Below are 24355 nucleotides of genomic sequence, written 5' to 3'. Positions count from 1 at the left end.
GCTCACTCCCCCGCGGAAGAAACCGGAACGGCACGCGCGAACCCACCGTCCACCATCAGATTCGCCACCGTATCCAGCTCCGGCGGAGACCCGGCCAGCCGGGACAGGAACACATCGAAGTCGTCCCCGCACGACAACAGCAGCCGCTCCACCCGCTCGGCCGGCGACCACGACGGATCCACGTCCCGCGCGTCGTCGTACGCGCAGAACCACACCGAGCCCTGCCGCTCGCCCCGCACCTTCACGGCCAGCAGACCACCCTGCACGAAACCGACGCACAGATAGTCCTTGGTCAGATGGTCCCGCAGACACTTGTTGACGTACACGAGGTCATTGACCGCCGCCTCGTCCCGCACCGTGAAGAACGGCTGGTCCACCAGCAGCCCCAGCCCCGCGTCCAGCGCCGTCCCCACCGGCGCACAACCACCCGCCGCCTTCAGGAACGACCGGTACGCACCCGGCAGCCGGTACCCGAGCTCCTCCTCGACCCCCAGCACCTGCGACTCCGTCACCGCCACACCCGACTTCGGCAGCCCGAAATGCGCCGGACGCGTCTCCTGCAACGGCCGCGTGCCCCGCTTGCCGTGGTCCACCGCCGACGTCACCACCCCACCGTGATGCCGCAGCAACGCCTTCACCTCGACCGGCACCAGCTCCAGCCGCCGCGACCCCACCACGTGATGCCACGTCCAGCCGTGCGGCGTCGCCACCGCCGGCACCGTGTCCCACAGCTCATGACCGCTCGCCGCCAGCGCCGCGTTCGCCGACACGTAATCCGTCAGCCGCAACTCGTCCACGCCGAAGCCCTCCGGCGGCTCCGCCACCTCCGCCGCCGCACGCGCGTAGGGCGAGAAATCGGGATACCCCCGCTCGTCCACCCGTACCCCTCTCGGGTGACGGGCCGCCCGCACCGGATCCGGGAAGTGCACGACCTGCCCCGCATAGGCCGCGTTCGGCGGCGCGGCTTCGCCCCCAGCCTGGCGGCCGGGAAGCGCCCCCAGCCCGAGCCGACCTGTCGTCATGGCGATTGCCCCCTGCGGCACTCCGTACGTCCCGCACCGCCCACCTTCGGACCGCTACGGAACGTATTCGACTGTCACGTCTGTCTCGACTGCTTACCGCCACGACCCCCACGGCGCCCGCACACACCACCGCGCGGATCACCGCATGGATCGCGGTGCCGACAGCCTATGCGGTACGACTCCACCGGTCACCGGCACCGCCCATCCGCCCTTCCGCTTCCGTGACCAGCCGTCACCCTCCCGTGACGGTCCGCCCAAACCCGGGCGTGTCACCCCGACCCAGCTTCCACATCAGCCACGCCATTTGGCACCCTGTGACCTCCGGGGGGATGCTCGGGAGGGGATGACGATCATGAACGTGACGCAGACAGGGCCGCACAACGGCCCATCCGGCGACCCCCGCTCCGGCGACCCCCGCATCGGCTGGAGCACCACCGAAACCCCCCACACCCCCACCCTCCACCACCGCCGCGACGGCATCCTCCCCACCATCGCCGCCGCCCTCTCCGTCCGCGGCGCCACCCTCACCTGCACCGCCGCCCGCGGCGACACACCCCCCGCCCTGCACCCCCTCGTCCAGGACTTCCTCGACACCCTCACCAGCGACCAACGCGACCGCTTCACCGGCCGCTGCGCCGAGACCATCCTCATCTCCCGGCACCTCACCACCGCCGACGCCGCCCGCAGCAAACGCGCCGCACGCAAACCCATGACCAACGGCGAAGCCCGCAGAACCCTCAAACACGCCAAACTCACCACCCGCCGCATCCGCGAGGACGGCGACCCCCTCCACGGCGCCTACGCCACCCCCTGCCGCGCCTGCACCGCCCTCACCGCCCACTTCGGCGTCCGCCTGGTCGACCCCGCCACCACCGGCTGAACCCAGCCCCCACCCCCACGACCCAGACGAGCTAAGGGCAGATGCACACCGACCGCACCTCCACCACCCGCTTCGCCGTACCCGTCGACGCCGCGCTGCGCACCGCCGGCTGGCAACCCGGACGCTGGAACATCAAACAAGCCGAAATCTGGGCCGACACCCTCCGCGACCACACCTCACCCGCCGGACACCGCCACACCGTCTTCCCCGCCGCCGTCGAAGCCTGGGCCGAATTCGGCGGACTCCACATCGACCCCACAGGGCCCGGCCGCCAAGTCGCCCCCGCGACCCTCCACCTCGACCCCCTCCACGGCCTCCACCTCGCCCGCACCCTCGGCGACCTCGGCCGCGCCCTCGACACCGAGGTCTGCCCCCTCGGCACCGAGACCGACACCCAGGCACTCCTCGCCATCGACGCCCAGGGCCGCGCCTACGCCCTCGACCACACCGGCGACTGGTACCTCGGCCCCGACATCGACCACGCCCTCGCCACCCTCGTCTCCGGCATCCAGCCCACACGCCTCACCACCGGCTGAACCCGGAAGACAACCGGACGAGGACCGGACGACGGCCGGACTACGACGCCGGAATCACCGCCGACACCCGGAAACCCCCCGCATCCGTCGGCCCCGACACGAACACCCCGCCCAACGCCGACACCCGCTCCTTCATCCCCACCAGACCGTTCCCCCCCGACGGCAACCCCGCCGACGCCCCCGCCCCCGCCTCCGGCGGCGGCTCGTTCTCCACCTGCATCGCGATCTCCGACACCCGGTACGCCAGACGCACATACGCCTTCGCACCCGCCGCATGCTTGTGCACGTTCGTCAACGCCTCCTGCACCACCCGGTACGCCGTCGACTCCACCTCCCGCGCACACGACCGCGACTCCCCCTCCACCGACAGATCGACCACCATCCCCGCAGCCGCCGACTGCCCCACCAACTCCTCGATCTCCGACAGACACGGCCCCTCACCCTCCTCCACCGCACGGGACGCGGCAGCCGCCGCGGCCACCCCCACCGCCGCCAACGGCACCGACGCCCGCTCCCGCCGCTGCCCCCCGTCCCCGCCCGAGCGCAGCACCCCGAGCATCTCCCGCAACTCCGTCAGCGCCTGCCGCCCCATGTCCCCCACCAGAGCGGCGTTCCTCACGGCCTTCTCCGGATCCTTCCGCGCCACCGCCTGAAGCGCGGCGGCATGCACCACCATCAGACTCACCCGGTGCGCCACCACGTCGTGCATCTCACGCGCGATCCGCGTCCGCTCCTCGCCCCGCGCCCACTCCGCCCGCTCCTCGGCCCGCTCCGCGAGCAACTGGAGCTCCCGCTCCAGGCTGTCCGCCCGCTCCCGCAGACTCTCCATCAACCGCCGCCGCGCCCCCACGTACAGCCCCAGCAACAACGGCGGCGCCGTCACCCCGATCGCCATCGTGATCGACGCGAACGGCACGATCCAGTCCCCGACGTCCAGCTCCCCCCGCGCCAGGTTCTGCCGCATCCGCACGAACATCACGATGAGCACACCCACCGACTGCATCCCGGCCAGCGACGCGATGATCCGACGCGGCACCTCGGACGCGGCCAGCGAGTACAGGCCGACGACGCCCATCAGGAAACCCATCGCGGCCGGCGTCACCGCGATCGCCACCAGCACCACCGCGATCGGCCACCGCCTCCGCACCAGCAGCACGGAACCGGCCAGCACACCGAACACGACCCCCACGGCCGCCGGCACCCCCGCCTCCCGCGCGAACGGGACCCCCTCCAGCCCGCACTCCAGCGCGGACACCACCGCTAGGCCCACATCGAACACGGCACTACGCCGCCTGTCCCACCACCACGGCCCTCCCCGGGCCGCCACCAGCTCTTCCCCCGTCGTGGTCATGCGTCCAGCCTACGGGCGGGCGAGGCCGCTTTTCCGGCGAGTTTCCACGACCGGGCCACACCACACAGGGTGACTGATCAGCTGCGATACGACCTGAAATCCCTCGAACTGCTGAATCGGCCACCGTTCGAGACAGGAATCGGCCATTCCGCCCGGACGGTATGCGTGTGACACATGCACCCGGCAAATACGCCGACTTCGAGAGGTTGCGGGAACAGGCGGTCGCCCTGCGACGGGCGGGACTGAGCCGACGCCAGATCCGCGACCGGCTCCACGTCGACAACAACGACATCCTCAACCGCCTCCTCCAGGGCGAGCCGGCCCCGGAATGGACGAAACGACCGAACGCCAAGGACGACCTACGGGAGAAGGCGAGGGAGCTCCGGCTCCAGGGCTGGACGTACGACCGGATCCAGGTCGAGCTGGGCTGCTCCAAGGGCTCGATCTCGCTGTGGGTACGGGATCTGCCGAAGCCGGAGCGGAAACGAAGCCGTGAGGAGGCTTCGGCGATCGCAAGGCGGGGCTGGGAAGCCACGCTCCGGTTGCGCGAGGAGGAGCGGCAGCGGACCAAGACGGCCGCCGCGAGCGAGATCGGCACACTGACTGACCGCGAACTCTTCATTGCCGGCGTGGCTCTCTATTGGGCTGAGGGCTCCAAGGACAAGCCGTACGCCAGGCGCGAGAACGTGCAGTTCATCAACAGCGACCCCGGCGTGATCCATGTCTACCTCGCCTGGCTGGACTTGCTGGGAGTGGAGCGCAGTCGCTTGCGCTGCAGGGTCATGATCCACGAGACGGCTGACATCGAGGGCGCCGAGAGCTACTGGGCCAACCTATTGGGCGTTGACGTCTCACTGCTCCAGAAAACGACCATCAAGAAGCACAACCCCAAGACCGTCCGTAAGAACGTCGGCGACGGCTATCGAGGCTGCCTCGCGATCACCGTCCTGCAAGGTGCCGAGCTGTACCGTCGCATCGAAGGCTGGTGGTACGGCATAGTAGGGGCTGCCACCGCAGCCGATCTAGCAAATCGGACATAGCGGTAATCCCGGGTCGTCTAAGGGCAAGACGTCAGATTTTGGCTCTGATCATGGGGGTTCGAGTCCTCCCCCGGGAGCACATGCTCAAGTTCGGGTCCTGACCGGTCACTGGTCAGGACCCGCTCTCATGTCGGCCCCGAAACCACCCCGGTATCCTGCGGATGTCACCCCCACCCCCATCACAGCCGAAGGGCATCCCGTGAGCACCAGTCGCCCGGCAGCCGTCGTCGTTCTCGCAGCGGGTGAGGGCACCCGTATGAAGTCGGCCACACCGAAGGTCCTGCACGACATCTGTGGCCGTTCCCTGGTGGGTCATGTGCTCGCCGCAGCCGGTGAGCTGGAGCCGGAGAACCTGGTCGTCGTCGTGGGTCACGCCCGCGAGCAGGTGACCGCGCACCTCGCCGAGGTCGCCCCCGAGGTGCGTACCGCCGTGCAGGCGGAGCAGAACGGTACGGGTCACGCCGTACGGATGGGGCTGGAGGAGCTGGGCGGTTCCGTGGACGGGACCGTGGTCGTCGTATGTGGTGACACCCCGTTGCTGACGGGTGGGACGCTGCGGCAGCTGTCGGCCACGCACACCGCCGACGGCAACGCGGTGACGGTGCTGACGGCCGAGGTGCCGGACGCGACCGGCTACGGGCGGATCGTGCGGGACGACGGCGGTGCCGTCACGGCGATCGTGGAGCACAAGGACGCGTCGGACACGCAGCGGGCGATCCGGGAGATCAACTCGGGTGTGTTCGCGTTCGACGGGGCGTTGCTGGCGGACGCGCTGAAGAAGGTGCGGACGGACAACAGCCAGGGCGAGGAGTACCTGACGGACGTGCTCGGGATCCTGCGCGAGGCGGGGCACCGGGTGGGTGCGTCGGTGGCGGGGGACCACCGGGAGATCGCGGGGATCAACAACCGGGTGCAGCTCTCCGAGGCGCGGCGGATCCTCAATGACCGTCTGCTGACCGCCGCCATGCTGTCGGGTGTCACGGTGATCGATCCGGCGACGACGTGGGTCGATGTGACGGTGACGTTCGAGCAGGACGTGGTGGTTCACCCGGGGACGCAGTTGCACGGGTCCACGCATCTCGCCGAGGGGTGTGAGGTCGGGCCGAACTCGCGGCTGACGGACACCCGTGTGGGTGCGGGGGCGCGGGTGGACAACACGGTGGCGGTGGGTTCCGAGGTGGGTTCCGAGGCGAGTGTGGGGCCGTACGCGTATCTGCGTCCGGGGTCGCGGCTGGCGCGCAGGGCGAAGATCGGTACGTACGTGGAGACGAAGAACGCGTCGATCGGTGAGGGGACGAAGGTTCCGCATCTGTCGTATGTGGGGGATGCGACGATCGGCGAGTTCTCGAACATCGGTGCGGCGAGTGTGTTCGTCAATTACGACGGGCAGGACAAACATCACACGACGGTCGGGTCGCACTGCAAGACGGGTTCGGACAACATGTTTGTGGCGCCTGTCACGATCGGGGACGGCGCTTACACGGCTGCCGGGTCGGTGATCACGAAGGATGTGCCGCCGGGTTCGCTGGCCGTGGCCCGCGGCCAGCAGCGGAATATCGAGGGTTGGGTGGCTCGTAAGCGTCCGGGGAGTGCTGCCGCGAAGGCGGCGGAGGCGGCTTCGCGGGAGCCGGCCGCCGAGGACTGACCGGATTCGGCCCTCTCGAACAGGGCGTACCGTGATAAGTGCACTTCCGCACCGCCATCAGCTGCGACACCTCTGAGGAGATTGTGCTGTGACCGGGATCAAGACGACCGGCGAGAAGAAGATGATGTTCTTCTCCGGCCGCGCCCACCCCGAGCTTGCCGAGGAGGTCGCCCAACAGCTGGAGGTCGGGGTCGTCCCGACGAAGGCTTTCGACTTCGCCAACGGTGAGATCTATGTGCGGTATCAGGAGTCGGCCCGTGGTGCCGACTGTTTCCTGATCCAGAGCCACACCGCTCCGATCAACAAGTGGATCATGGAGCAGTTGATCATGATCGACGCGCTGAAGCGTGCGTCGGCCAGGTCCATCACGGTGATCGTGCCGTTCTACGGTTACGCGCGGCAGGACAAGAAGCACCGGGGTCGTGAACCGATTTCGGCGCGTCTGATCGCGGACCTGATGAAGACGGCGGGTGCGGACCGGCTGCTGGCCGTGGATCTGCACACGGACCAGATCCAGGGTTTCTTCGACGGGCCCGTCGACCATCTCTTCGCACTGCCGCTCCTCGCGGACTACGTGGGTGCGAAGGTGGACCGTTCGAAGCTGACGGTGGTGTCTCCGGACGCGGGCCGTGTGCGGGTGGCGGACCGTTGGTGCGACCGGCTGGGTGCGCCGCTGGCGATCGTGCACAAGCGCCGGGACAAGGACGTGGCGAACCAGGTCACGGTGCACGAGGTCGTGGGTGACGTGAAGGGGCGCATCTGCGTCCTGGTGGACGACATGATCGACACGGGTGGCACGATCTGCGCCGCGGCGGACGCGTTGTTCGCGCACGGTGCGGAGGACGTGATCGTGACGGCGACACACGGTGTGCTGTCGGGTCCGGCGGCGGACCGGCTGAAGAACTCTCGGGTGAGTGAGTTCGTGTTCACGAACACGCTGCCGACGCCGGGTGAGCTGAGCGAGTCCCTCGACAAGATCAAGGTGCTGTCGATCGCGCCGACGATCGCGCGTGCGGCGCGTGAGGTGTTCCAGGACGGCTCGGTGACGAGCCTGTTCGACGAGCAGTAAGAGCGAGTGAGCGCTGTGAGAGCCGTGCAGTAAGGGTTCTGCACAGGCTCTCCCGGTGATCGTTTTGGGTGCGGCCTCCTGGTCCGAGTAGACTGCTGAAGTTGCTCGGCGAGGGAGGCCGTTCCGCTTTTCACGAGGCGGGGTCGGCTGTCCGTTATCGACGCGCTCTTCGTAGCAGGCCGTTCGTGGCCGGGTGACCACGTCCGTTTCTGACTTCGAGGAGTGACCATGTCCGAGGTGAAGATCTCCGCCGCGACGCGCACCGAGTTCGGCAAGGGTGCCGCGCGCCGTATCCGCCGTGACAACAAGGTTCCGGGTGTGCTGTACGGGCACGGTTCGGACCCGCTGCACCTGACCCTTCCGGGCCACGAGCTGCTGCTCGCGCTGCGTACGCCGAACGTGCTGATCGCGCTGGACATCGACGGCAAGACGAACGAGCTGGCGATCCCGAAGGCCGTGTCGCGTGACCCGCTGAAGGGCTTCCTGGAGCACGTGGACCTGCTGCTGGTGAAGCGCGGCGAGAAGGTCCAGGTCGAGATCCCGGTCCAGGCCGAGGGCGAGCTGGCCCCGGGTGGCTACCTGCTGGAGCACGTGCTGTCCGCGCTGCCGGTCGAGGCCGAGGCCACGCACATCCCGGAGAGCGTGACGGTGTCCGTCGAGGGTCTGGAGGCCGGTGCCTCCGTCCTCGCCAAGGACATCACCCTCCCGAAGGGCACCAAGCTGGCCGTCGAGGAGGACGCGGTGGTCCTCCAGGTGCTGGCCGCGCAGGCCGAGGAGGCGCCCGCCGAGGGTGCCGCGGGCGAGGGTGAAGAGGCCGCCGAGGCCTGATCCTCTTTCGGAGTCGTTTCGTCGGCCGCTGTTCCCGCGCGGGGCAGCGGCCGACGCGTATGAGGGAGACATGGGCGTGACGACGGATGCGGCGGGTGCGGCGGGTCCCTGGCTGGTCGTGGGGCTGGGCAATCCGGGGCCGGAGTACGCGATGAACCGCCACAACGTGGGGTTCATGGTGGCGGATCTGCTGGCGGAGCGGATGGGGGGCCGGTTCAAGCGGGCCGGCAAGGCTCAGGCGCAGGTCGTGGAGGGCCGGATCGGTCCGCCGGGGTCGGAGAACCGGCGGGTGATCCTGGCGAAGCCGATGTCGTACATGAATCTGTCGGGCGGGCCGGTGAACGCGCTGCGGGAGTTCTACAAGGTGCCGGCGGAGCGGGTGGTCGCGGTCCACGACGAGCTGGACATCGACTACGGGACGCTGCGGCTGAAGCTGGGTGGCGGGGACAACGGTCACAACGGGCTGAAGTCGCTGACGAAGGCGTTCGGGCGGGAGTACCACCGGGCGCGGTTCGGGATCGGGCGGCCGCCGGGGCGGATGCAGGTGGCGGACTTCGTGCTGAAGGACTTCTCGTCGGCGGAGCGCAAGGAGCTGGACTACTTCGTGGACCGGGCGGCGGACGCGGTGGAGTGTCTGGTGATCGAGGGGCTGGAGCGGGCGCAGAGCACGTACAACTCGTGATGCGCCGATGGGCGCATCGGTGGACTTGTCCCCCCTTCGGAGCCTGCTGGAGTCCGCCGGATCCCGCCCGGAGTTGACCGACCGCAAGGTCATGGCCAAGGATCTCGGCCATGTCTCCCGCTGCCCGCTCCTCCCGTGGCTCCTCCGCCCTGCGGTTCGGCCGGTTCGCGGCGATGGGCACGGTCGCCGCGCTGATCCTGATCGCGGGTGTGTGGGCGTCGTGGGGCACGGCGCAGCACGCGATGCTGACGAAGGGGCGTGAGCGCGGCACGGTGGAGGTGACGCGGTGCGACGCGAAGACGTGTACGGGGCCGTACACACCGCAGTCGCAGGGGTCGCAGCCGCGCGCGGAGGTCGTGCTGGAGAACTCGGTGGCCGTGGAGGAGGGGCGGACGTACACGGTGGTGCTGAAGCCGGGCGGTACGGACGCCGTGCGTGCGGGTCCCGCCGGGATTCTCCACGCGTGGGTTCCGCTGGGCGGCGCGCTGCTGCTGACGTCGGTCGTCGTGGCGGGCGGTCTGCTGCGGACACGGGCGGCGTGGGTGCTGGCGCTGTCGGGGACGGCGCTGCTGACGGCGGCTTTCCTGGCCGTCTGAAACGGGAACGAGGGGTGTCCCCGGCCGTACGAGGCCGGGGGCACCCCTTCTTTCCGGCGGGTCAGCCGGTGTTGCGCAGGCCGGCCGCGACACCGTTGACGGTGAGCAGCAGGGCGCGGGCGAGCAGCGGGTCGGGCTGTTCGTCCGCGCCGGCGGCGTCGCGCTGGCGCTTGAGGAGGGCCACCTGGAGGTAGGAGATCGGGTCCAGGTAGGCGTCGCGGATGGCGAAGGTCTGCTTGAGGACCGGGTCGGCGTCGAGGAGTTCCCGTTCGCCGGTGACGCGCAGGACCTCGGTGACGGTGAGCTCGTGCTCGGCCTTGATGGCGTCGAAGACGTGCTTGAGCTCGTCGGGGACGAGGGTGTCGACGTAGTGCTGGGCGATGCGCAGGTCGGTCTTGGCGAGGGTCATCTCGACGTTGGAGATGAAGTTGCGGAAGAAGTGCCACTGCTGGTGCATCTCGTCCAGGACGGTGTCCAGGCCGGCCTCGCGCAGGGCCTTGAGGCCGGAGCCGACGCCGTACCAGCCGGGGACGATCTGCCGGGACTGGGTCCAGCCGAACACCCACGGGATGGCGCGCAGTCCGTCGAGCGAGACGCCCGAGCCGGGGCGGCGGGAGGGCCGCGAGCCCAGGTGCAGGTCGGCGAGCTGGTCGACCGGCGTGGAGGCCAGGAAGTACGTCGGCAGGTCGGGGTCCTCGACGAGCCTCCGGTAGGCCGTGTGGGCGGCGTCGGAGACGACGTCCATGGCGGCGTCCCAGCGGGCGAGGGCCTCGTCGGACTGGCGGGGCGCGGTGTGCAGGGCGGATGCCTGGAGGGTGGCCGCGACGGACAGTTCCAGGTTCTCCCGGGCGAGGGAGGGGATGAGGTACTTGTCGGAGATGACCTCGCCCTGTTCGGTGACCTTGATCTCGCCTTCGAGGGTGCCCCAGGGCTGGGCGAGGATGGCGTCGTGGGTGGGGCCGCCGCCGCGGCCGACGGTGCCGCCGCGGCCGTGGAAGAGGCGCAGCCGTACGCCGTAGCGGTGGGCGACGTCGCGCAGGCGGCGCTGGGCGCGGTGGATCTCCCACTGGCTGGTGGTGATGCCGCCGAACTTGGAGGAGTCGGAGTAGCCGAGCATGACCTCCTGGACGTCCCCGCGCAGCGCGACGAGGCGCCGGTAGGAGGGGTCGGCGAGCATGTCCTCGAGGATGGTGTCGGCGGCCTTGAGCTCGTCGGTGGTCTCCAGGAGGGGCACGATGCCGATCTTCGCCCAGCCGGCGTGCAGGTCGATGAGTCCGGCCTCGCGGGCGAGGACGGCGGCGGCGAAGACGTCGTCGGCGCCCTGGCACATGGAGATGATGTACGACTCGACGACCTCGGGTCCGAAGACCTCCAGGGCGCGCTTGACGGTCTGGAACACGCCGAGGGTCTTCTCGCCGGCGGCGTCGACGGGCGCCGGGGTGGGGGCGAGCGGACGGCGTGACCTGAGCTCCTTGGCGAGGAGCTTGGACCGGTACTCGCGGGGCATGTCGGCGTAGCGCCACGACTCCTCGCCGAGCCGGTCGAAGAGCTGGCCGAGGGCGTGGTGGTGGGCGTCGGCGTGTTCGCGTACGTCCATGGTGGCGAGCTGGAGGCCGAAGGCGGCCAGGGTGCGGATCGTACGGGCGAGGCGGCCGTCGGCGAAGAGGCCGCCGCGGTGTTCGCGCAGGGAGGCCTGGATGATCCGCAGGTCGGCGAGGAGTTCACCGGTGCCGAGGTAGTCGCGGCCGGGCTCGTGGGCGGTGCCCTTGGCGAGGCGGAGCTTGGTGTTCTCCAGCTTCTGCCGGATGCAGGTGGCCTTGAGCCGGTAGGGCTCCTCGGCGTTGAGCCGCTTGTAGCGGGGGCTGATCTCGGGCAGGGCCTCGAGGTCGGCCTGGAGGGAGGCGAGCAGCTCCTCCGTCGCACCCGCGTAGCGGATGGAGTTGGAGAGGAAGCCGCGCAGTTCGTCGATCATCTCCAGGGCGTCGTTGATGCCGTGTTCGTGCTGGAGGATGAGGACGTCCCAGGTGACCTGGGGGGTGACGTTGGGGTTGCCGTCGCGGTCGCCGCCGATCCAGGTGCCGAAGGTGAGGGGGCGGGTGTCGTCGGGGAGGTGGACGCCGACGCGCTCCAGCTCCGCCGTGAGGTCCTCCAGGACGTCGCCGACCGCGCCGGCGTGCAGTTCGTCGAGGTAGTAGATGGCGTTGCGGGCCTCGTCGGCGGGCTCGGGGCGGACCACGCGCAGTTCGTCGGTCTGCCAGACGAGGTCGATGTTCTCGGCGAGCCGGGTGTCCAGACGGCGCCGGTCGGAGGCGATGACCGGGGTGTCGAGGAGGGCGGCGATCCGGCGGAGCTTGTTGAGGACGGAGCGGCGGGCGGCCTCGGTGGGGTGGGCGGTGAAGACGGGCCGGATGTTGAGGTTGCGGACCGTCTCGCGCAGGTGCTCGGGGTCGGCGTCCTTGAGGCGGTCGGCGGTGCGGGAGAGCAGTCCGCCCTCGGCGGCGCGGCGGGCGCGCAGTTCGCGGCCGCGGTGCACCTGCTCGGTGACGTTGGCGAGGTGGAAGTAGGTGGAGAACGCGCGCACCAGCTTGGCCGCGGTCTGCAGTTCGGTGCCCCGCAGCAGCTCGGCGGCGGCCTCGCCGTCCTCACGGGTGAGTCGGCGCACCTTCTCGACGAGGTCGAGCAGCTCCGGGCCCTCCTGCCGTACCAGGGTCTCGCCCAGGAGATCACCCAGTCGGCGGATGTCGGCACGCAGCTCGCTGCTCGTCGTGGTGGTCTGGTCGTCGGCACTGCTCACAGGTGCGGCTCCTTGCAGTGTTGAAGCTCGTCTGGGAGGGAACCCGGACGGCGTCTCGCGCGGCGTGCGCCGCTTGCGGGCCGGACGTCCGGGAAGAAATCAGAGCGGACCGCGCTGTCCGACCGACTTCAAGGATAGGTGTCGGTCCGGACGCGCAGGCCGACGGGCTCTTGCCGACGGGCTACGCACTGCCATACTTACGTTGCCGTAGGTTACGGAAGCGTAGGAATGCGGTGCGCTTCCGACGGCCCGGCACCCACCCTCAGTCCACATACCCCACAGGGGACACGCATGACCTCAGGCTCCGACGTGCTGCACGAAGCTCCGAAACAACCCGAGTCCGACGACGCCGCGCCCTCCGCCACGCTGGGCGGTGAGCGCAAGCGCTCCGTCGAGCAGATCACGCTGCTGCTCTTCATCACCGTTCCCTTCCTGGCGCTGGTGGCGGCGGTGCCGCTGGCGTGGGGGTGGGGGGTGAGCTGGCTGGACCTCGGTCTGCTGGTCTTCTTCTACTACCTCGGCTGCCACGGCATCACCATCGGCTTCCACCGCCACTTCACGCACGGTTCGTTCAAGGCGAAGCGGCCGTTGAAGATCGCGCTGGCGATCGCCGGGTCGATGGCGGTGGAGGGCCCGCTGGTGCGGTGGGTGGCCGACCACCGCAAGCACCACAAGTTCTCCGACGCGGAGGGCGACCCGCATTCGCCGTGGCGGTACGGGGAGACGGTCCCGGCGCTGATGAAGGGCCTGTGGTGGGCGCACATCGGCTGGATGTTCGACGAGGAGCAGACTTCGCAGGAAAAGTACGCGCCGGACCTGATCAAGGACAGGACCCTGCGGGCGATCTCCCGGCAGTTCATCTTCTGGACGGCGCTGTCGCTGGCGCTGCCCGCGCTGATCGGCGGGCTGGTCACCATGTCCTGGTGGGGCGCGTTCACCGGCTTCTTCTGGGGGTCGCTCGTCCGGGTGGCGCTGCTGCACCATGTGACGTGGTCGATCAACTCGATCTGCCACGCGGTCGGCAAGCGTCCGTTCAAGTCGCGGGACCGTTCGGGCAACGTGTGGTGGCTGGCGGTCCTGTCCTGCGGTGAGTCCTGGCACAACCTGCACCACGCCGACCCGACATCCGCGCGGCACGGTGTGGAGCGCGGGCAGCTCGATTCCTCCGCCCGGCTGATCCGCTGGTTCGAGCAGCTGGGCTGGGCCTCCGACGTGCGGTGGCCGTCACGCTCGCGTATCGATTCGCGCCGCAACACCTCGGAAGGCGGCGCCCGGCGCGGGAAGGAACCCGTCGAGGCGGCATGATGGTCGCCGTGGCGACCGACTCCAGCAGCACCCCGAGCAACGACAAGCCGCGGCGTGCGCGTCGCACCCGGATGACCGGTGCGGAGCGCCGCCAGCAGCTGCTGGAGATCGGCCGCACCCTGTTCGCGGCGAAGGGCTTCGAAGGCACGTCGGTGGAGGAGATCGCGGCGAAGGCCGGGGTCTCCAAGCCGGTGGTGTACGAGCACTTCGGCGGCAAGGAGGGCCTGTACGCGGTGGTGGTGGACCGCGAGATGCGGCGCCTGCTGGACATGGTGACCGGCTCGCTGACGGCCGGCCATCCCCGCGAACTGTGCGAGCAGGCGGCGTTCGCGCTCCTCGACTACATCGAGGAGTACACGGACGGCTTCCGCATCCTGGTCCGCGACTCCCCCATCCCCCAGTCGACGGGCTCCTTCGCCTCGCTGATCTCGGACATCGCCACCCAGGTGGAGGACATCCTGGGCCGTGAGTTCAAGAGCCGCGGCTTCGACCCCAAGCTGGCCCCGCTGTACGCGCAGGCCCTGGTCGGGATGGTCGCGCTGACGGGCCAGTGGTGGCTGGACGTCCGCAGGCCGAAGAAGGCGGAGGTGGCGGCCCACCTGGTCAACCTGGCCTGGCACGGCCTGGACGGCCTGGAGCCGAAGCCCCGGCTGATAGGTCACCGGAAGTCCTAGCGGGACTCCAGGAACTCCAGGCGGTTGCCCACCGGGTCCTCGGAGTAGAAGCGTCTGTGGCCCGGGAGGTCGTCGTCCCAGGTGACCGGGGCGCCGTGGGCGGCCAGGCGGGCGGCGTACGCCTCGATGCCGGTCACCAGCAGGCCGGGGTGGGCCTTTCCCGCGGGCCGGAAGTCGTCCTCGATGCCCAGGTGGAGGCGTACGTCTCCGGCCTCGAACCAACAGCCGCCGCGCGCCGCCAGGGCGGGCGGCTTCGGCGTCTCGGTCATGCCGAGGACATCGGCGTAGTACGCGCGCAGCCTCTCCTCGGAGCCGGGCGGGGCGGCGAGCTGCACATGGTCGACGGCGGTGAGCATCACGCCTCCCTGACGGCGACCGCGAAGACGCGGCGGAACGGGAACGGGGTGCCGTGGGGGCCCGCCGGATACGCGGCCCGCAGAGCCGCGCGGTACTCGGCGACGAAGGCCTCCAGAGCCTCCGGATCGTCGGCGAGGGCGGTGAGGACGGGACGCAGGCCCGTGCCCTTGACCCAGTCGAGGACCGGGTCCTCCCCGGTCAGCAGGTGGATGTACGTCGTCTCCCAGGCGTCGGTCGTGCAGCCGAGGGCGGTCAGCCGCTCCAGGTAGTCCTCGGGGCGGAGGACGGCGTCGTCGTGGCGCAGGACGTCGGCCAGGCGGGCCCGCCAGCGCGGGGAGGCGGCCAGTTCGCGCATCAGTGCATGGCTGGGGGCGTCGAAGTTGCCGGGCACCTGGAAGGCGAAGGTGCCGCCGGGGGCGATCCCTTCGACCCAGTCACGGAACCGCTCCGCGTGTCCCGGAACCCACTGCAGCGTGGCGTTGCTGACGATCAGGCCGTACGACCCGTCCGGCACCCAGGTACGGACGTCGGCGTGGGCGAAGCCGAGGCTGCCGCCCCCGTGGTCGGCGCGGGCCTTGTCGAGCATCTCGGGCGAGTTGTCGTAGCCGGTGATGCGGGCGGCGGGCCAGCGGTCGGCGAGCAGGGCCGTGACGTTCCCGGCGCCGCAGCCGAGGTCGGCGATGCGGGGCGGGTCCCCCGGAAGCTCCGGGACGCGGGCGAGCAGGTCGGTGAAGGGCCGGGTGCGGTGACCGGCGTGACGCAGGTACTGGGCCGGGTCCCAGACAGGGGTCGCTGCGGACATGGGGCCTCCTGATGACCGACGGACGGGTACCCAGCGTCACCCGTCACTCATCTCGACGTCAAGAGACTCGACATCAAGAGACTTCACATCGACACAACCACTACACTGATCACCATGGAGGACGAGGTCGATCGGCTGGTCGCAGCGTGGCGCCGGGAGCGCCCGGACCTCGACGTGGAACCGCTCGAGGTGCTCAGCCGGGTGAGCAGACTGGCCCGGCACCTGGACCGGGCACGCCGGCTCGCCTTCGCCGAGCACGCCCTGGAGTCCTGGGAGTTCGACGTCCTGACCGCGCTGCGCCGCGCGGGCACCCCGTACCAGCTCTCGCCGGGCCAGCTCCTCACACAGACGCTGGTCACGTCGGGCACGATGACCAACCGCATCGACCGTCTCACCAAGAAGGGCCTGGTGGAGCGGCTGCCCGACCCCAGTGACCGGCGCGGTGTCCTGGTCCGGCTCACGGACGAGGGCCGCGACCGCGCCGACCAGGCACTGGCCGGACTACTGGCGCAGGAGCGGGCGATCCTCGGGGAACTCACCCGCGCCCAGCGCAGCGAACTGGCCGGGCTGCTACGCCAGTTGACCGCCCCGTTCGACAACATTCCCGGTTAGGTCGACGGGTCCGACACCCGCGCGCCGGGCGAGGGCCACCGCGGCGAGGGTGGAGTGCACGCCCAACTTCCCGAGGACGTTCTGCATATGGGTCCGTACGGTGTGCGGGGACAGATACAGGCGCTCGGCGACCGCCTTGCGCCCCAGCCCCGCGACCATGCACCGCAGCACCTCCCGCTCGCGCGGGGTCAGGGACTCCACGAGCCGTTCGCTCTCCGTGCGGTGCCGCCGGGCGGCGGTCAACTCCCGCAGCACGCCGGTGAGCAGCGCGGGCGGCAGATGCGTCTCGTCGCGCAGCACCCCCCGTATGACGGTGAGCAGCCGGTTCAGCGAGCAGTCCTTGGCCACCCACCCGGAGGCTCCCGCCTGGAGGGCGAGCGCGGCCCGGGCCGGGTCGTCCTTCTCGGCGAGGACGACGATCCGTACCTGCGGCTGCGCCGAACGCACCCCGGTGACCAGCGACATCCCGTCGACGAGCCCGTCCTCGTCACCGGCCTGCACGGGTACGGCCGGCCGGCCGCCCGGCACCTTGCCGCCCAGGTCGGCGTCGACGAGCAGCACGTCGAACCGCCGCCCCTCGGCGGCCGCCCGCTCCAGACAGCGCAGCGCGGCCGGGCCGCTGCCCGCCGCGGACACGTCGACGTCCGGCTCCGCGGCCAGGGCCGCGGCCAGTGACTCGGCGAAGATGCGATGGTCGTCGACGACCAGGACTCGAATGCGAACCACGAAACCCCCTTCCCCAAGCTCTCCTCAGAGCAGGGGATTACCCCGTCGTCGGAGGACGACACCGGCGCGGGTACGACGCCGAGGCCCTGTCACCTCACTCACCGGACGTGGGACGGGCCGCCGCAGCCGCACGGCCGCCGCCGCGCGACAACCACCACCCCACCTCGGACGCCGTACCCGACCGTCTCGCCCCCTGAACGGCGCCGGCCCCCACCGGCGCTGTTCATCAGAGTACGGGCGGGGGCCGGGAGCGGAAGGTTATTTGCAGAACTGGCGGCCTTACGCGTTTATGGTGAGCCGCATGTTTCGTCTTGAGACAGAAGTCGACAGAGCCCGACGTGATCTGCTCCGCAGGCGGCTGAGGGACACCAATACGGCGGCCTCACCGGTCCTGCGCGCCCTGCGCGGAACCCCGGACGAACGTGAGACGCCTTTGCACGTGTGGGCATCGGACGCGAACGGTGATCTCGCGGGCGGTCTGGTCGGCCACACCTGGACCGCCTGGCTGCACGTGACCTACCTGTGGGTCGACGCCCGCCACCGGGGAGCGGGCCTGGGCTCCCGCCTGCTGACGGAGGCGGAACGCCTCGCCACCGGCCGCGCCTGCACGGCCTCCCGCGTGGAGACCTGGGACTTCCAGGCCCCGGCCTTCTACCGGAAGCACGGCTACGACGTGGTGTGCGTGATCCCCGACTACCCGCCGGGGATCACGGAGTACACCCTGACGAAGCGGCTGGGCTGAGACTCAGCGCACCCGCCGCGCGCCCGCCGCCGGGACCGCCTCGAAGACGCGGGGGGCCGTGAAGCCGGCCGCCGCGAAGGCCTCCTCCACCGCCTTGGTGATCGTCGGGACGTCGGCCTCCTCCGCCAGGACGATGGCCGAGCCGCCGAAGCCGCCGCCGGTCATGCGGGCGCCGAGGGCACCGGAGGTGACGGCGGTCTCCACCACCAGGTCGAGTTCGGGGCAGGAGACCCGGAAGTCGTCGCGCAGGGAGGCGTGGCCCTCGACCAGGACGGGGCCGATGGCCCGGGTGTCGCCCGACTCCAGCAGGGAGACGACCCGTTCGACCCGCGCGTCCTCCGTCACCACGTGGCGGACCAGCCGGCGGACCTCCTCCTCGTCGCCGAGCCGCTGAAGCGCCGCGTCCAGTTCCTCGTACGGCAGATCCCGCAGCGCGTCCACGCCCAGCAGGGCCGCGCCCTTCTCGCAGCCGGCGCGGCGCTTGCCGTACTCGCCCTCGCTGTGGCTGTGCTTGACCCGGGTGTCGACGACGAGCAGGCGCATGCCCTCGGCGGCCAGGTCGAAGGGGATCTGTCGCTGGGAGAGGTCACGGGTGTCGAGGAACAGGGCGTGGCCGGTCTCGCAGCAGGCGGAGGCCGTCTGGTCCATGATGCCGACGGGGGCGCCGACGTAGACGTTCTCGGCGCGCTGGCACAGGCGGGCCAGCTGCCAGCCGCGCAGACCGAGGCCGAACAGGTCGTTCAGCGCGAGCGCGACCACGACCTCCAGGGCCGCCGAGGACGACAGGCCCGCGCCCGCCGGGACCGTCGAGGCGAGATGGATGTCCGCGCCGGTGACGGTGTGTCCGGCCTCGCGCAGCGCCCACACCACGCCCGCCGGGTAGGCGGTCCACCGCTTGTCGGACTCGGGGGTCAGGGCGTCGACCGCCAGTTCCACGACCGGCCCGTCCACGTCGGCGGAGTGCAGCCGCAGGACGCCGTCGTCGCGCCGGGACACCGCCGCGACCGCGGTGTGCGGCAGGGCGAACGGCATGACGAAGCCGTCGTTGTAGTCGGTGTGCTCGCCGATGAGGTTGACCCGGCCCGGTGCCGCCCACACTCCGTCCGGTGCGGCCCCGTACAACTCCTCGAACCGCTCGGCGACGGACCCCGCGACGGCCCCGCTGGACTCGCTCATGCCCTGACCCCTGCCCCTTCGTGACGTTCTACTTGGCCTGTTCGGCCTGCTCGGCGCGCTGCTGCGCGAACTCCCACGCGTCCGCGACGATCTCCGCGAGGTCGGCGCGCGACGGGTTCCAGCCCAGCTTCTCGCGGGCGGTGGCGGCCGACGCCACCAGGGCCGCCGGGTCGCCGCCCCGGCGGGGTGCCACGACCTCGGGGATCGGGTGGCCGGTGACCTGACGGACCGTCTCGACGACCTCGCGGACGGAGAAGCCGTTGCCGTTGCCGAGGTTGCAGATCAGGTGCTCGCCGGGCGCGGCGGCCCGCAGTGCGAGCAGGTGGGCCTCGGCCAGGTCGGCGACGTGGATGTAGTCGCGTACGCAGGTGCCGTCGGGCGTCGGGTAGTCGTCGCCGTAGACGGAGATCGCGTCGCGCCGCCCCTGGGCGACCTGCAGCACGAGCGGGATGAGGTGCGACTCGGGGTCGTGCCGCTCGCCGTACTGCCCGTAGGCGCCGGCCACGTTGAAGTAGCGCAGGGAGACCGCGCCCAGTCCGTGGGCGGCCGCCTCCCCGGTGATCATGTGGTCGACGGCGAGCTTCGAGGCGCCGTAGGGATTGGTGGGGCTGGTCGGCGCGGTCTCGACGATCGGGACCCGCTCGGGCTCGCCGTACGTCGCCGCCGTGGAGGAGAACACCAGCCGGCGCACTCCCGCCTCGCGCATCGCGGCGAGCAGCGCCATGGTGCCGCCGACGTTGTTGTCCCAGTACTTCTCCGGCTTCACCACCGACTCGCCGACCTGCGAGAAGGCGGCGAAGTGCAGCACGCCGTCGAACGACGGGTCCAGCCATTTGGCGGCGTCGCGGATGTCGCCCTCGATGAACGACGCGCCCGCGGGAACGCCCTCCCGGAAGCCGGTGGAGAGGTTGTCGAGGACGACGACCTCGTGACCGGCCTCGATCAGATGCTGGGCGACGACACTGCCGACATACCCCGCACCCCCGGTGACCAGGTACTTCCCGCTCATGAACTCGCTACCTCTCGCAGTCGCTCGGCCGCGCGCTCCGGCGGCACGTCGTTGATGAACACGTTCATGCCGGACTCGGAACCCGCGAGGAACTTCAGCTTGCCGGACGTACGGCGGATGGTGAAAAGCTCGAGGTGGAGCGCGAAGTCGTCACGCGTGACGCCGTCGAACTCCTCCAGCGCGCCGAACGGGGCCTGGTGCCAGGCCGCGATGTACGGCGTCGGAGGCTCACCCTCCCCGAAGATCCGGTCGAAGCGCTTCAAGAGTTCCAGATACACCTGGGGGAACTCTGTGCGCGCCGCCTCGTCCAGTGCGAGCAGGTCGGGCACCCGGCGCTTGGGGTAGAGGTGGACCTCGTAGGGCCAGTGCGCCGCGTACGGCACGAAGGCCACCCAGTGTTCACCCTCAAGGACGATCCGCTCGTCGGCCCGTTCCCGCTCCAGCACGGCGTCGAACAGGTTCTCGCCGCCCGTCGCCTCCTTGTGTGCGGCCACTTGGCGCAGCATCAGGGCGGTGCGGGGGGTGGTGAAGGGGTAGGCGTAGATCTGCCCGTGCGGGTGCTGGAGGGTGACGCCGATCTCGGCCCCCCGGTTCTCGAAGCAGAAGACCTGTTCGACGGAGGGCAGATGCGACAGCTCGGAGGTCCGGTCGGTCCAGGCGTCGAGCACCAGTCGCGCCTGCTGCTCGCTCAGACCGGCGAAGGAGGAGTTGTGGTCGGAGGTGAAGCAGACGACCTCGCACCGGCCCGAGTCCCCGGCCAGCGAGGGGAAACGGTTCTCGAAGACGACCACGTCGTACGACGAGTCCGGGATCTCGCTCAGCCGGTCGCCCTCGGAGGGGCACAGCGGGCACTCGTCGGCCGGCGGGTGGTACGTACGCCCCTGGCGGTGCGAGGCGATGGCGACGGAGTCGCCCAGCAGCGCGTCGCGGCGGACCTCGGACGTGGTGACGGTGGCGTCCAGCGGACGGCGGTCGGCGGCGTCGCGGACGGTGTCGTCGGCCAGGTCGTAGTAGATGAGCTCGCGGCCGTCGGCCAGCCGGGTCGAGGTCTTCTTCACTGCCGTACTCCTCTGCACCCGCCAATCACTCAACACAATCAAACATAACACATCACAACCCACCAGCGAGCCCTGTTCATCACGATCAAACAAAGAACGCCATGGGAAGTGTTCAGTTGCTGAACACGGAGGCATAGGTTCCGCGCCGGATCAGTTCGCGAACGAAGCGAGTGTGTATGCAAACCCCCACATACCTAGCCGCAGAGCTTCGACTCCCCACCAACTGGCTGGACTACACGATCCTCGGGATCTACTTCGTCGTCGTGCTGGGCATCGGCCTCGCCGCCCGCCGCTCGGTCAAGACCAGCCTCGACTTCTTCCTCTCCGGCCGCTCCCTGCCCGCCTGGGTCACCGGCCTGGCCTTCATCGCGGCCAACCTCGGCGCCACCGAGATCCTCGGCATGGCGGCCAACAGCGCCCAGTACGGCGTCTACACGACCCACTGGTACTGGATCGGCGCCATCCCCGCGATGGTCTTCCTGGGCCTGGTGATGATGCCGTTCTACTACGGCAGCAAGGTCCGCTCGGTCCCCGAGTTCCTGCTGCTGCGCTTCGACAAGGCGGCCCACCTGCTCAGCTCGATCCTCTTCGCGGCCGCGGCCGTCCTGATCGCCGGCGTCAACCTCTACGCCCTCGCGATCGTCGTCGAGGCCCTCCTCGGCTGGCCGCAGTGGGTGGCGATCGTCGTCGCCGGCTTCTTCGTCCTGGCCTACATCACCCTCGGCGGCCTCTCCTCGGCGATCTACAACGAGGTCCTGCAGTTCTTCGTCATCCTCGCCGCGCTCATCCCCATCACCGTGCTCGGCCTGAGGAGCGTCGGCGGCTGGGACGGCCTGTCCGACTCCCTGACCGAGTCGCACGGCGACGACTTCATGACCGCCTGGGGCGGCACCGGCATCGGCAGCGACAACCCGCTCGGCGCCAACTGGCTGACCATCGTCCTCGGTCTCGGCTTCGTCCTCTCCTTCGGCTACTGGACGACGAACTTCGCCGAGGTGCAGCGCGCCCTGTCCGCCAAGAACCTCTCGGCGGCCCAGCGCACCCCGCTGATCGCCGCGTTCCCGAAGATCTTCATCGTGTTCCTGGTGATGATCCCGGGCCTGGTCGCCGCCGTGATGGTCCCCCGGATCGGCACGAGCGACTCGGACCTGCAGTACAACGACGCGATCCCGTACCTGATGCAGCAGCTCCTGCCCAACGGCGTCCTGGGCATCGCCGTCACCGGCCTGCTGGCCGCGTTCATGGCCGGCATGGCCGCCAACGTCTCCTCCTTCAACACCGTCTTCACCACCGACATCTGGGCGAAGTACGTGGTGAAGCACCGCGAGGACGCGTACTACGTCCGCTTCGGCCGCCTGATCACCGCGATCGGCGTCCTCGCCTCCATCGGCACGGCTTTCCTGGCCAGCTCCTTCTCCAACATCATGAGCTACCTCCAGACGCTGTTCTCCTTCTTCAACGTGCCGATGTTCGTGGTCTTCATCATCGGCATGTTCTGGAAGCGGGCGTCCATGAAGTCCGGCTTCTGGGGCCTGATCGCCGGCACCACCGCCGCGATGATCAACTACTTCGTCATCTACAAGCAGGGCATCATCGACATCCCCACCGACCAGGGCGCCAACTTCGTCTCCGCGATCGCCGGCTTCGTCGCGGGCGCGGTGGTCATGGTCGCCGTGTCCCTCTTCACCGCGCCCAAGCCGACGGACGAACTCCAGGGCCTGGTCTACGGGACGCGCTCCCCCGGCATGGCGGAGCCGCCCGCGGAGGGCGACGACGCGTGGTACCGGAAGCCGGCGTTGCTGGGCTGGGGTGCGGTGATCCTGGCTGCCGCCTGCTACATCCCGTTCTCGTTCTGATCGCGGGAGGATTGAGAGAGCATGTCCGAGCACTATTCCGAGCGTGATCTTCAGCAGGAGGTCTCCGAGCTGGAGACCAAGTCCGCGACGGCCGCGCGGTTGTTCGACATCCGGCGGATCATCGGTGGCCTGTTCGTCGTGTACGGCGTGATCGTCACGATCGCGGGGTTCACCGCGTCCGATGCGGACATCGACAAGGCCGAGGGGGTCAACATCAACCTCTGGACGGGGTTGGGGATGCTGATCCTGGGCCTGCTGTTCCTCCTCTGGCTGAAGCTGAGGCCGACGGCTCCGCCGCCGCCGGATGCCGTTCCGGGGGAACGGGAGGAGTAGGGGGCCGTACGGGGCCGTGTGGTCCGGTGCCGTGTGGGGTGCCACGTGCTGGTGTGGGCCGGGGGTGGGTTGCGCTGCCCTGCGTTTGCGGGGTGCCGTCGCGCCCACCCGTGCCGCCCCAGCGGCACGACTGCCCGCGGAGGACGGAGGCGGCGGCGGTAGCGGCAGCCGCGTACGGCGGGAAGGGGACGGGGCGGGGGTGGCCGCCCGCAGCGGCCGGCGCGTCCGCGCCCGCACCCCCTCCAAAGAACCCGATCGCGCCAGTCCGAGGACGGACACCCCCGACCCGGCCCCGACCCACCCACCGACCGCAGGCGCTACCCCAACCTCCACCGGACCGAACACTGCACCGCAGGCACAGGACCCGCACCCCACCGGACCGAAAGCCGCGCCGCAGGGCCTAAGCGCCGCCCCCCACCGGCCCCGCGCGGTCCAGTAGGCCCGTTCGGGCGGCCAGGGCCGCCGCCTCCAGGCGGGAGCCCACGCCCAGTTTCATCAGGACCCGCTGGACATGCGTCCGGGCCGTGGACGGTGCGATGCCCATGCCCGCCGCGATCAGCCGGGTGTCCTCCCCGTCGGCGACCCGCACCAGCACCTCCACCTCCCGGGGCGTCAGCATCCGCAACAACCGCGCACCCTCGTCGTCCGGCTGCGCCGCGGGATTCAGCAGCTCCCCGAACGCCCCCTGCAACAACTGCGGCGCCACCGCCGCCTCCCCCGCCCGCGCCTTCATGATCGCCCGCTCGACCCCCTCGATGCGCTCGTCGTGCCGCACGTACCCCGACGCCCCCGCCGCGAACGCCGCCGCGATACCCCGCGGCGACGGCACCGGCCCCAGCACGACCACCGCCACCTGCGGCCGCTCCCGCTTGATCTTCACCACCGGATCAAAGGCCCCCGCCTCCGCCGGCGCCGCCGTCCCCAGCAGACACACCTCGGGCGCCCTGCTGATCACCAGATCCGCCGCCCCTGAAGCCGGCGCCGCAGCCGCCAGCACCCGGTGCCCCCGCAGCTTCAACGCCGAGGCCAGCGCCTCGGCGAGCAACCGGTGGTCGTCGACCACCATCAGCCGCACTCCCATCGAACAACCAACCCCCCATGACAACGCACCCCCGGATGCCCCCGGAAGCTACACGCTTGTTCGACATCGCGCTCCCCCTACCGGCGAGAATCGCCCCGGATCGCCGAAATTCTCGCATTCGACGGCGATGAGCACATGAGGCGCGATACGCCCGTGGCCCCGTCCCTGACCAGGGACGGGG

Annotated in this window: 24 protein-coding genes and 1 tRNA gene; 15 read left to right on the top strand and 10 right to left on the bottom strand. The window is 70.2% G+C overall.

Annotated elements, in window-relative coordinates:
• Positions 1-2: 2 nt before the first annotated feature.
• Positions 3-1022, bottom strand: a complete 1020-nt coding sequence (locus tag ACFV5H_RS17820; protein WP_385050237.1) for an SMI1/KNR4 family protein — start codon at positions 1020-1022, stop codon at positions 3-5.
• A gap of 352 nt (positions 1023-1374) precedes the next feature.
• On the opposite strand from ACFV5H_RS17820, the gene ACFV5H_RS17815 reads away from it, so the two are divergent.
• Both ACFV5H_RS17815 and ACFV5H_RS17810 read left to right on the top strand, forming a co-directional pair.
• Complete coding sequence (locus ACFV5H_RS17815; protein WP_385195690.1) at positions 1375-1902, top strand: YwqJ-related putative deaminase; 528 nt, start codon at positions 1375-1377, stop codon at positions 1900-1902.
• A 41-nt stretch (positions 1903-1943) separates the two neighbouring features.
• Positions 1944-2438 (top strand): SUKH-3 domain-containing protein, encoded by a 495-nt coding sequence (locus ACFV5H_RS17810; protein ID WP_385050234.1) that lies wholly within the window; start codon positions 1944-1946, stop codon positions 2436-2438.
• Between the two features lie 40 nt (positions 2439-2478).
• Here ACFV5H_RS17810 and ACFV5H_RS17805 read toward each other — a convergent pair whose 3' ends face one another.
• Positions 2479-3789 carry a sensor histidine kinase gene (locus ACFV5H_RS17805; protein ID WP_385050232.1) on the bottom strand — a complete coding sequence of 437 codons (1311 nt, stop codon included), beginning with the start codon at positions 3787-3789 and terminating at the stop codon, positions 2479-2481.
• 167 nt (positions 3790-3956) lie between these two features.
• Between ACFV5H_RS17805 and ACFV5H_RS17800 the strand changes: the two genes are divergently transcribed.
• From ACFV5H_RS17800 to ACFV5H_RS17770, 7 genes are all read left to right on the top strand, one after another.
• Complete coding sequence (locus ACFV5H_RS17800) at positions 3957-4829, top strand: hypothetical protein (RefSeq protein WP_385195688.1); 873 nt, start codon at positions 3957-3959, stop codon at positions 4827-4829.
• A gap of 6 nt (positions 4830-4835) precedes the next feature.
• Positions 4836-4906, top strand: a tRNA-Gln gene (locus ACFV5H_RS17795).
• A 122-nt stretch (positions 4907-5028) separates the two neighbouring features.
• Positions 5029-6474, top strand: coding sequence for a bifunctional UDP-N-acetylglucosamine diphosphorylase/glucosamine-1-phosphate N-acetyltransferase GlmU (glmU, locus tag ACFV5H_RS17790; RefSeq protein ID WP_385195685.1), 1446 nt, complete (start codon positions 5029-5031; stop codon positions 6472-6474).
• A gap of 88 nt (positions 6475-6562) precedes the next feature.
• A complete protein-coding gene (locus ACFV5H_RS17785) occupies positions 6563-7543 on the top strand; it encodes a ribose-phosphate diphosphokinase (protein ID WP_385050226.1) in 981 nt (326 codons plus the stop codon).
• Positions 7544-7771: 228 nt separating this feature from the next.
• Positions 7772-8371: a 50S ribosomal protein L25/general stress protein Ctc gene (locus ACFV5H_RS17780; RefSeq protein ID WP_385050224.1), complete on the top strand. Its 600-nt coding sequence runs from the start codon at positions 7772-7774 to the stop codon at positions 8369-8371.
• Between the two features lie 70 nt (positions 8372-8441).
• Positions 8442-9053, top strand: a complete 612-nt coding sequence (pth, locus tag ACFV5H_RS17775; RefSeq protein ID WP_385046557.1) for an aminoacyl-tRNA hydrolase — start codon at positions 8442-8444, stop codon at positions 9051-9053.
• Between the two features lie 110 nt (positions 9054-9163).
• A complete protein-coding gene (locus tag ACFV5H_RS17770) occupies positions 9164-9649 on the top strand; it encodes a hypothetical protein (RefSeq protein ID WP_385195683.1) in 486 nt (161 codons plus the stop codon).
• 61 nt (positions 9650-9710) lie between these two features.
• On the opposite strand, the gene ppc is transcribed toward ACFV5H_RS17770, so the two are convergent.
• The gene (ppc, locus tag ACFV5H_RS17765) at positions 9711-12443 is read right to left on the bottom strand and encodes a phosphoenolpyruvate carboxylase (RefSeq protein ID WP_385046563.1); all 2733 of its coding nucleotides are present in this window, start codon (positions 12441-12443) and stop codon (positions 9711-9713) included.
• Between the two features lie 291 nt (positions 12444-12734).
• Here ppc and ACFV5H_RS17760 point away from each other — a divergent pair, with 291 nt between their 5' ends.
• Positions 12735-13748 carry an acyl-CoA desaturase gene (locus ACFV5H_RS17760; RefSeq protein WP_385046566.1) on the top strand — a complete coding sequence of 338 codons (1014 nt, stop codon included), beginning with the start codon at positions 12735-12737 and terminating at the stop codon, positions 13746-13748.
• On the top strand, positions 13745-14422 hold the full coding sequence (locus tag ACFV5H_RS17755) for a TetR family transcriptional regulator (protein ID WP_385046569.1): 678 nt from the start codon (positions 13745-13747) through the stop codon (positions 14420-14422). Before ACFV5H_RS17760 ends, ACFV5H_RS17755 begins: the two co-directional genes overlap by 4 nt.
• On the opposite strand, the gene ACFV5H_RS17750 is transcribed toward ACFV5H_RS17755, so the two are convergent.
• Together ACFV5H_RS17750 and ACFV5H_RS17745 are read right to left on the bottom strand one after the other, a co-directional pair.
• Complete coding sequence (locus ACFV5H_RS17750) at positions 14419-14778, bottom strand: VOC family protein (RefSeq protein WP_385195681.1); 360 nt, start codon at positions 14776-14778, stop codon at positions 14419-14421. The two genes, ACFV5H_RS17755 and ACFV5H_RS17750, sit on opposite strands and share 4 nt — an antisense overlap.
• Positions 14778-15581, bottom strand: coding sequence for a trans-aconitate 2-methyltransferase (locus ACFV5H_RS17745; protein ID WP_385195679.1), 804 nt, complete (start codon positions 15579-15581; stop codon positions 14778-14780). The genes ACFV5H_RS17750 and ACFV5H_RS17745 overlap by 1 nt, the downstream gene beginning before the upstream one ends.
• 114 nt (positions 15582-15695) lie before the next feature.
• Here ACFV5H_RS17745 and tamR point away from each other — a divergent pair, with 114 nt between their 5' ends.
• Entirely contained in the window at positions 15696-16193 is a 498-nt protein-coding gene (gene tamR, locus ACFV5H_RS17740) for a MarR family transcriptional regulator TamR (RefSeq protein WP_385046578.1), read from the top strand.
• Here the strand turns inward: tamR and ACFV5H_RS17735 are convergent.
• Positions 16152-16919 carry a LuxR C-terminal-related transcriptional regulator gene (locus tag ACFV5H_RS17735; protein WP_385046581.1) on the bottom strand — a complete coding sequence of 256 codons (768 nt, stop codon included), beginning with the start codon at positions 16917-16919 and terminating at the stop codon, positions 16152-16154. The genes tamR and ACFV5H_RS17735 overlap by 42 nt on opposite strands.
• Before the next feature lie 301 nt (positions 16920-17220).
• On the opposite strand from ACFV5H_RS17735, the gene ACFV5H_RS17730 reads away from it, so the two are divergent.
• On the top strand, positions 17221-17661 hold the full coding sequence (locus ACFV5H_RS17730) for a GNAT family N-acetyltransferase (protein WP_385195676.1): 441 nt from the start codon (positions 17221-17223) through the stop codon (positions 17659-17661).
• Between the two features lie 3 nt (positions 17662-17664).
• Here the strand turns inward: ACFV5H_RS17730 and galK are convergent, their stop codons facing one another.
• Genes galK through galT form a run of 3 tightly spaced genes read right to left on the bottom strand, consistent with a single transcriptional unit; the run spans position 17665 to position 20904 of the window.
• Positions 17665-18837, bottom strand: coding sequence for a galactokinase (galK, locus tag ACFV5H_RS17725; protein WP_385195674.1), 1173 nt, complete (start codon positions 18835-18837; stop codon positions 17665-17667).
• A 28-nt stretch (positions 18838-18865) separates the two neighbouring features.
• Entirely contained in the window at positions 18866-19846 is a 981-nt protein-coding gene (gene galE, locus ACFV5H_RS17720; protein WP_385046589.1) for a UDP-glucose 4-epimerase GalE, read from the bottom strand.
• Positions 19843-20904, bottom strand: a complete 1062-nt coding sequence (gene galT / locus ACFV5H_RS17715) for a galactose-1-phosphate uridylyltransferase (protein ID WP_385046592.1) — start codon at positions 20902-20904, stop codon at positions 19843-19845. The genes galE and galT overlap by 4 nt, the downstream gene beginning before the upstream one ends.
• Before the next feature lie 176 nt (positions 20905-21080).
• Here galT and ACFV5H_RS17710 point away from each other — a divergent pair, with 176 nt between their 5' ends.
• Positions 21081-22760 carry a sodium:solute symporter family protein gene (locus tag ACFV5H_RS17710; RefSeq protein ID WP_385046595.1) on the top strand — a complete coding sequence of 560 codons (1680 nt, stop codon included), beginning with the start codon at positions 21081-21083 and terminating at the stop codon, positions 22758-22760.
• A gap of 21 nt (positions 22761-22781) precedes the next feature.
• Positions 22782-23093: a hypothetical protein gene (locus tag ACFV5H_RS17705; RefSeq protein WP_385195672.1), complete on the top strand. Its 312-nt coding sequence runs from the start codon at positions 22782-22784 to the stop codon at positions 23091-23093.
• Between the two features lie 400 nt (positions 23094-23493).
• On the opposite strand, the gene ACFV5H_RS17700 is transcribed toward ACFV5H_RS17705, so the two are convergent.
• Positions 23494-24174 carry a LuxR C-terminal-related transcriptional regulator gene (locus ACFV5H_RS17700; protein WP_385046599.1) on the bottom strand — a complete coding sequence of 227 codons (681 nt, stop codon included), beginning with the start codon at positions 24172-24174 and terminating at the stop codon, positions 23494-23496.
• Positions 24175-24355 lie beyond the last annotated feature (181 nt).

The organism is Streptomyces sp. NPDC059787, from assembly GCF_042732315.1.
GTDB lineage: Bacteria > Actinomycetota > Actinomycetes > Streptomycetales > Streptomycetaceae > Streptomyces > Streptomyces atrovirens.
The sequence above is the reverse complement of the archived record's forward strand: the minus strand, read 5'-3'. Positions and strand labels throughout refer to the sequence as shown.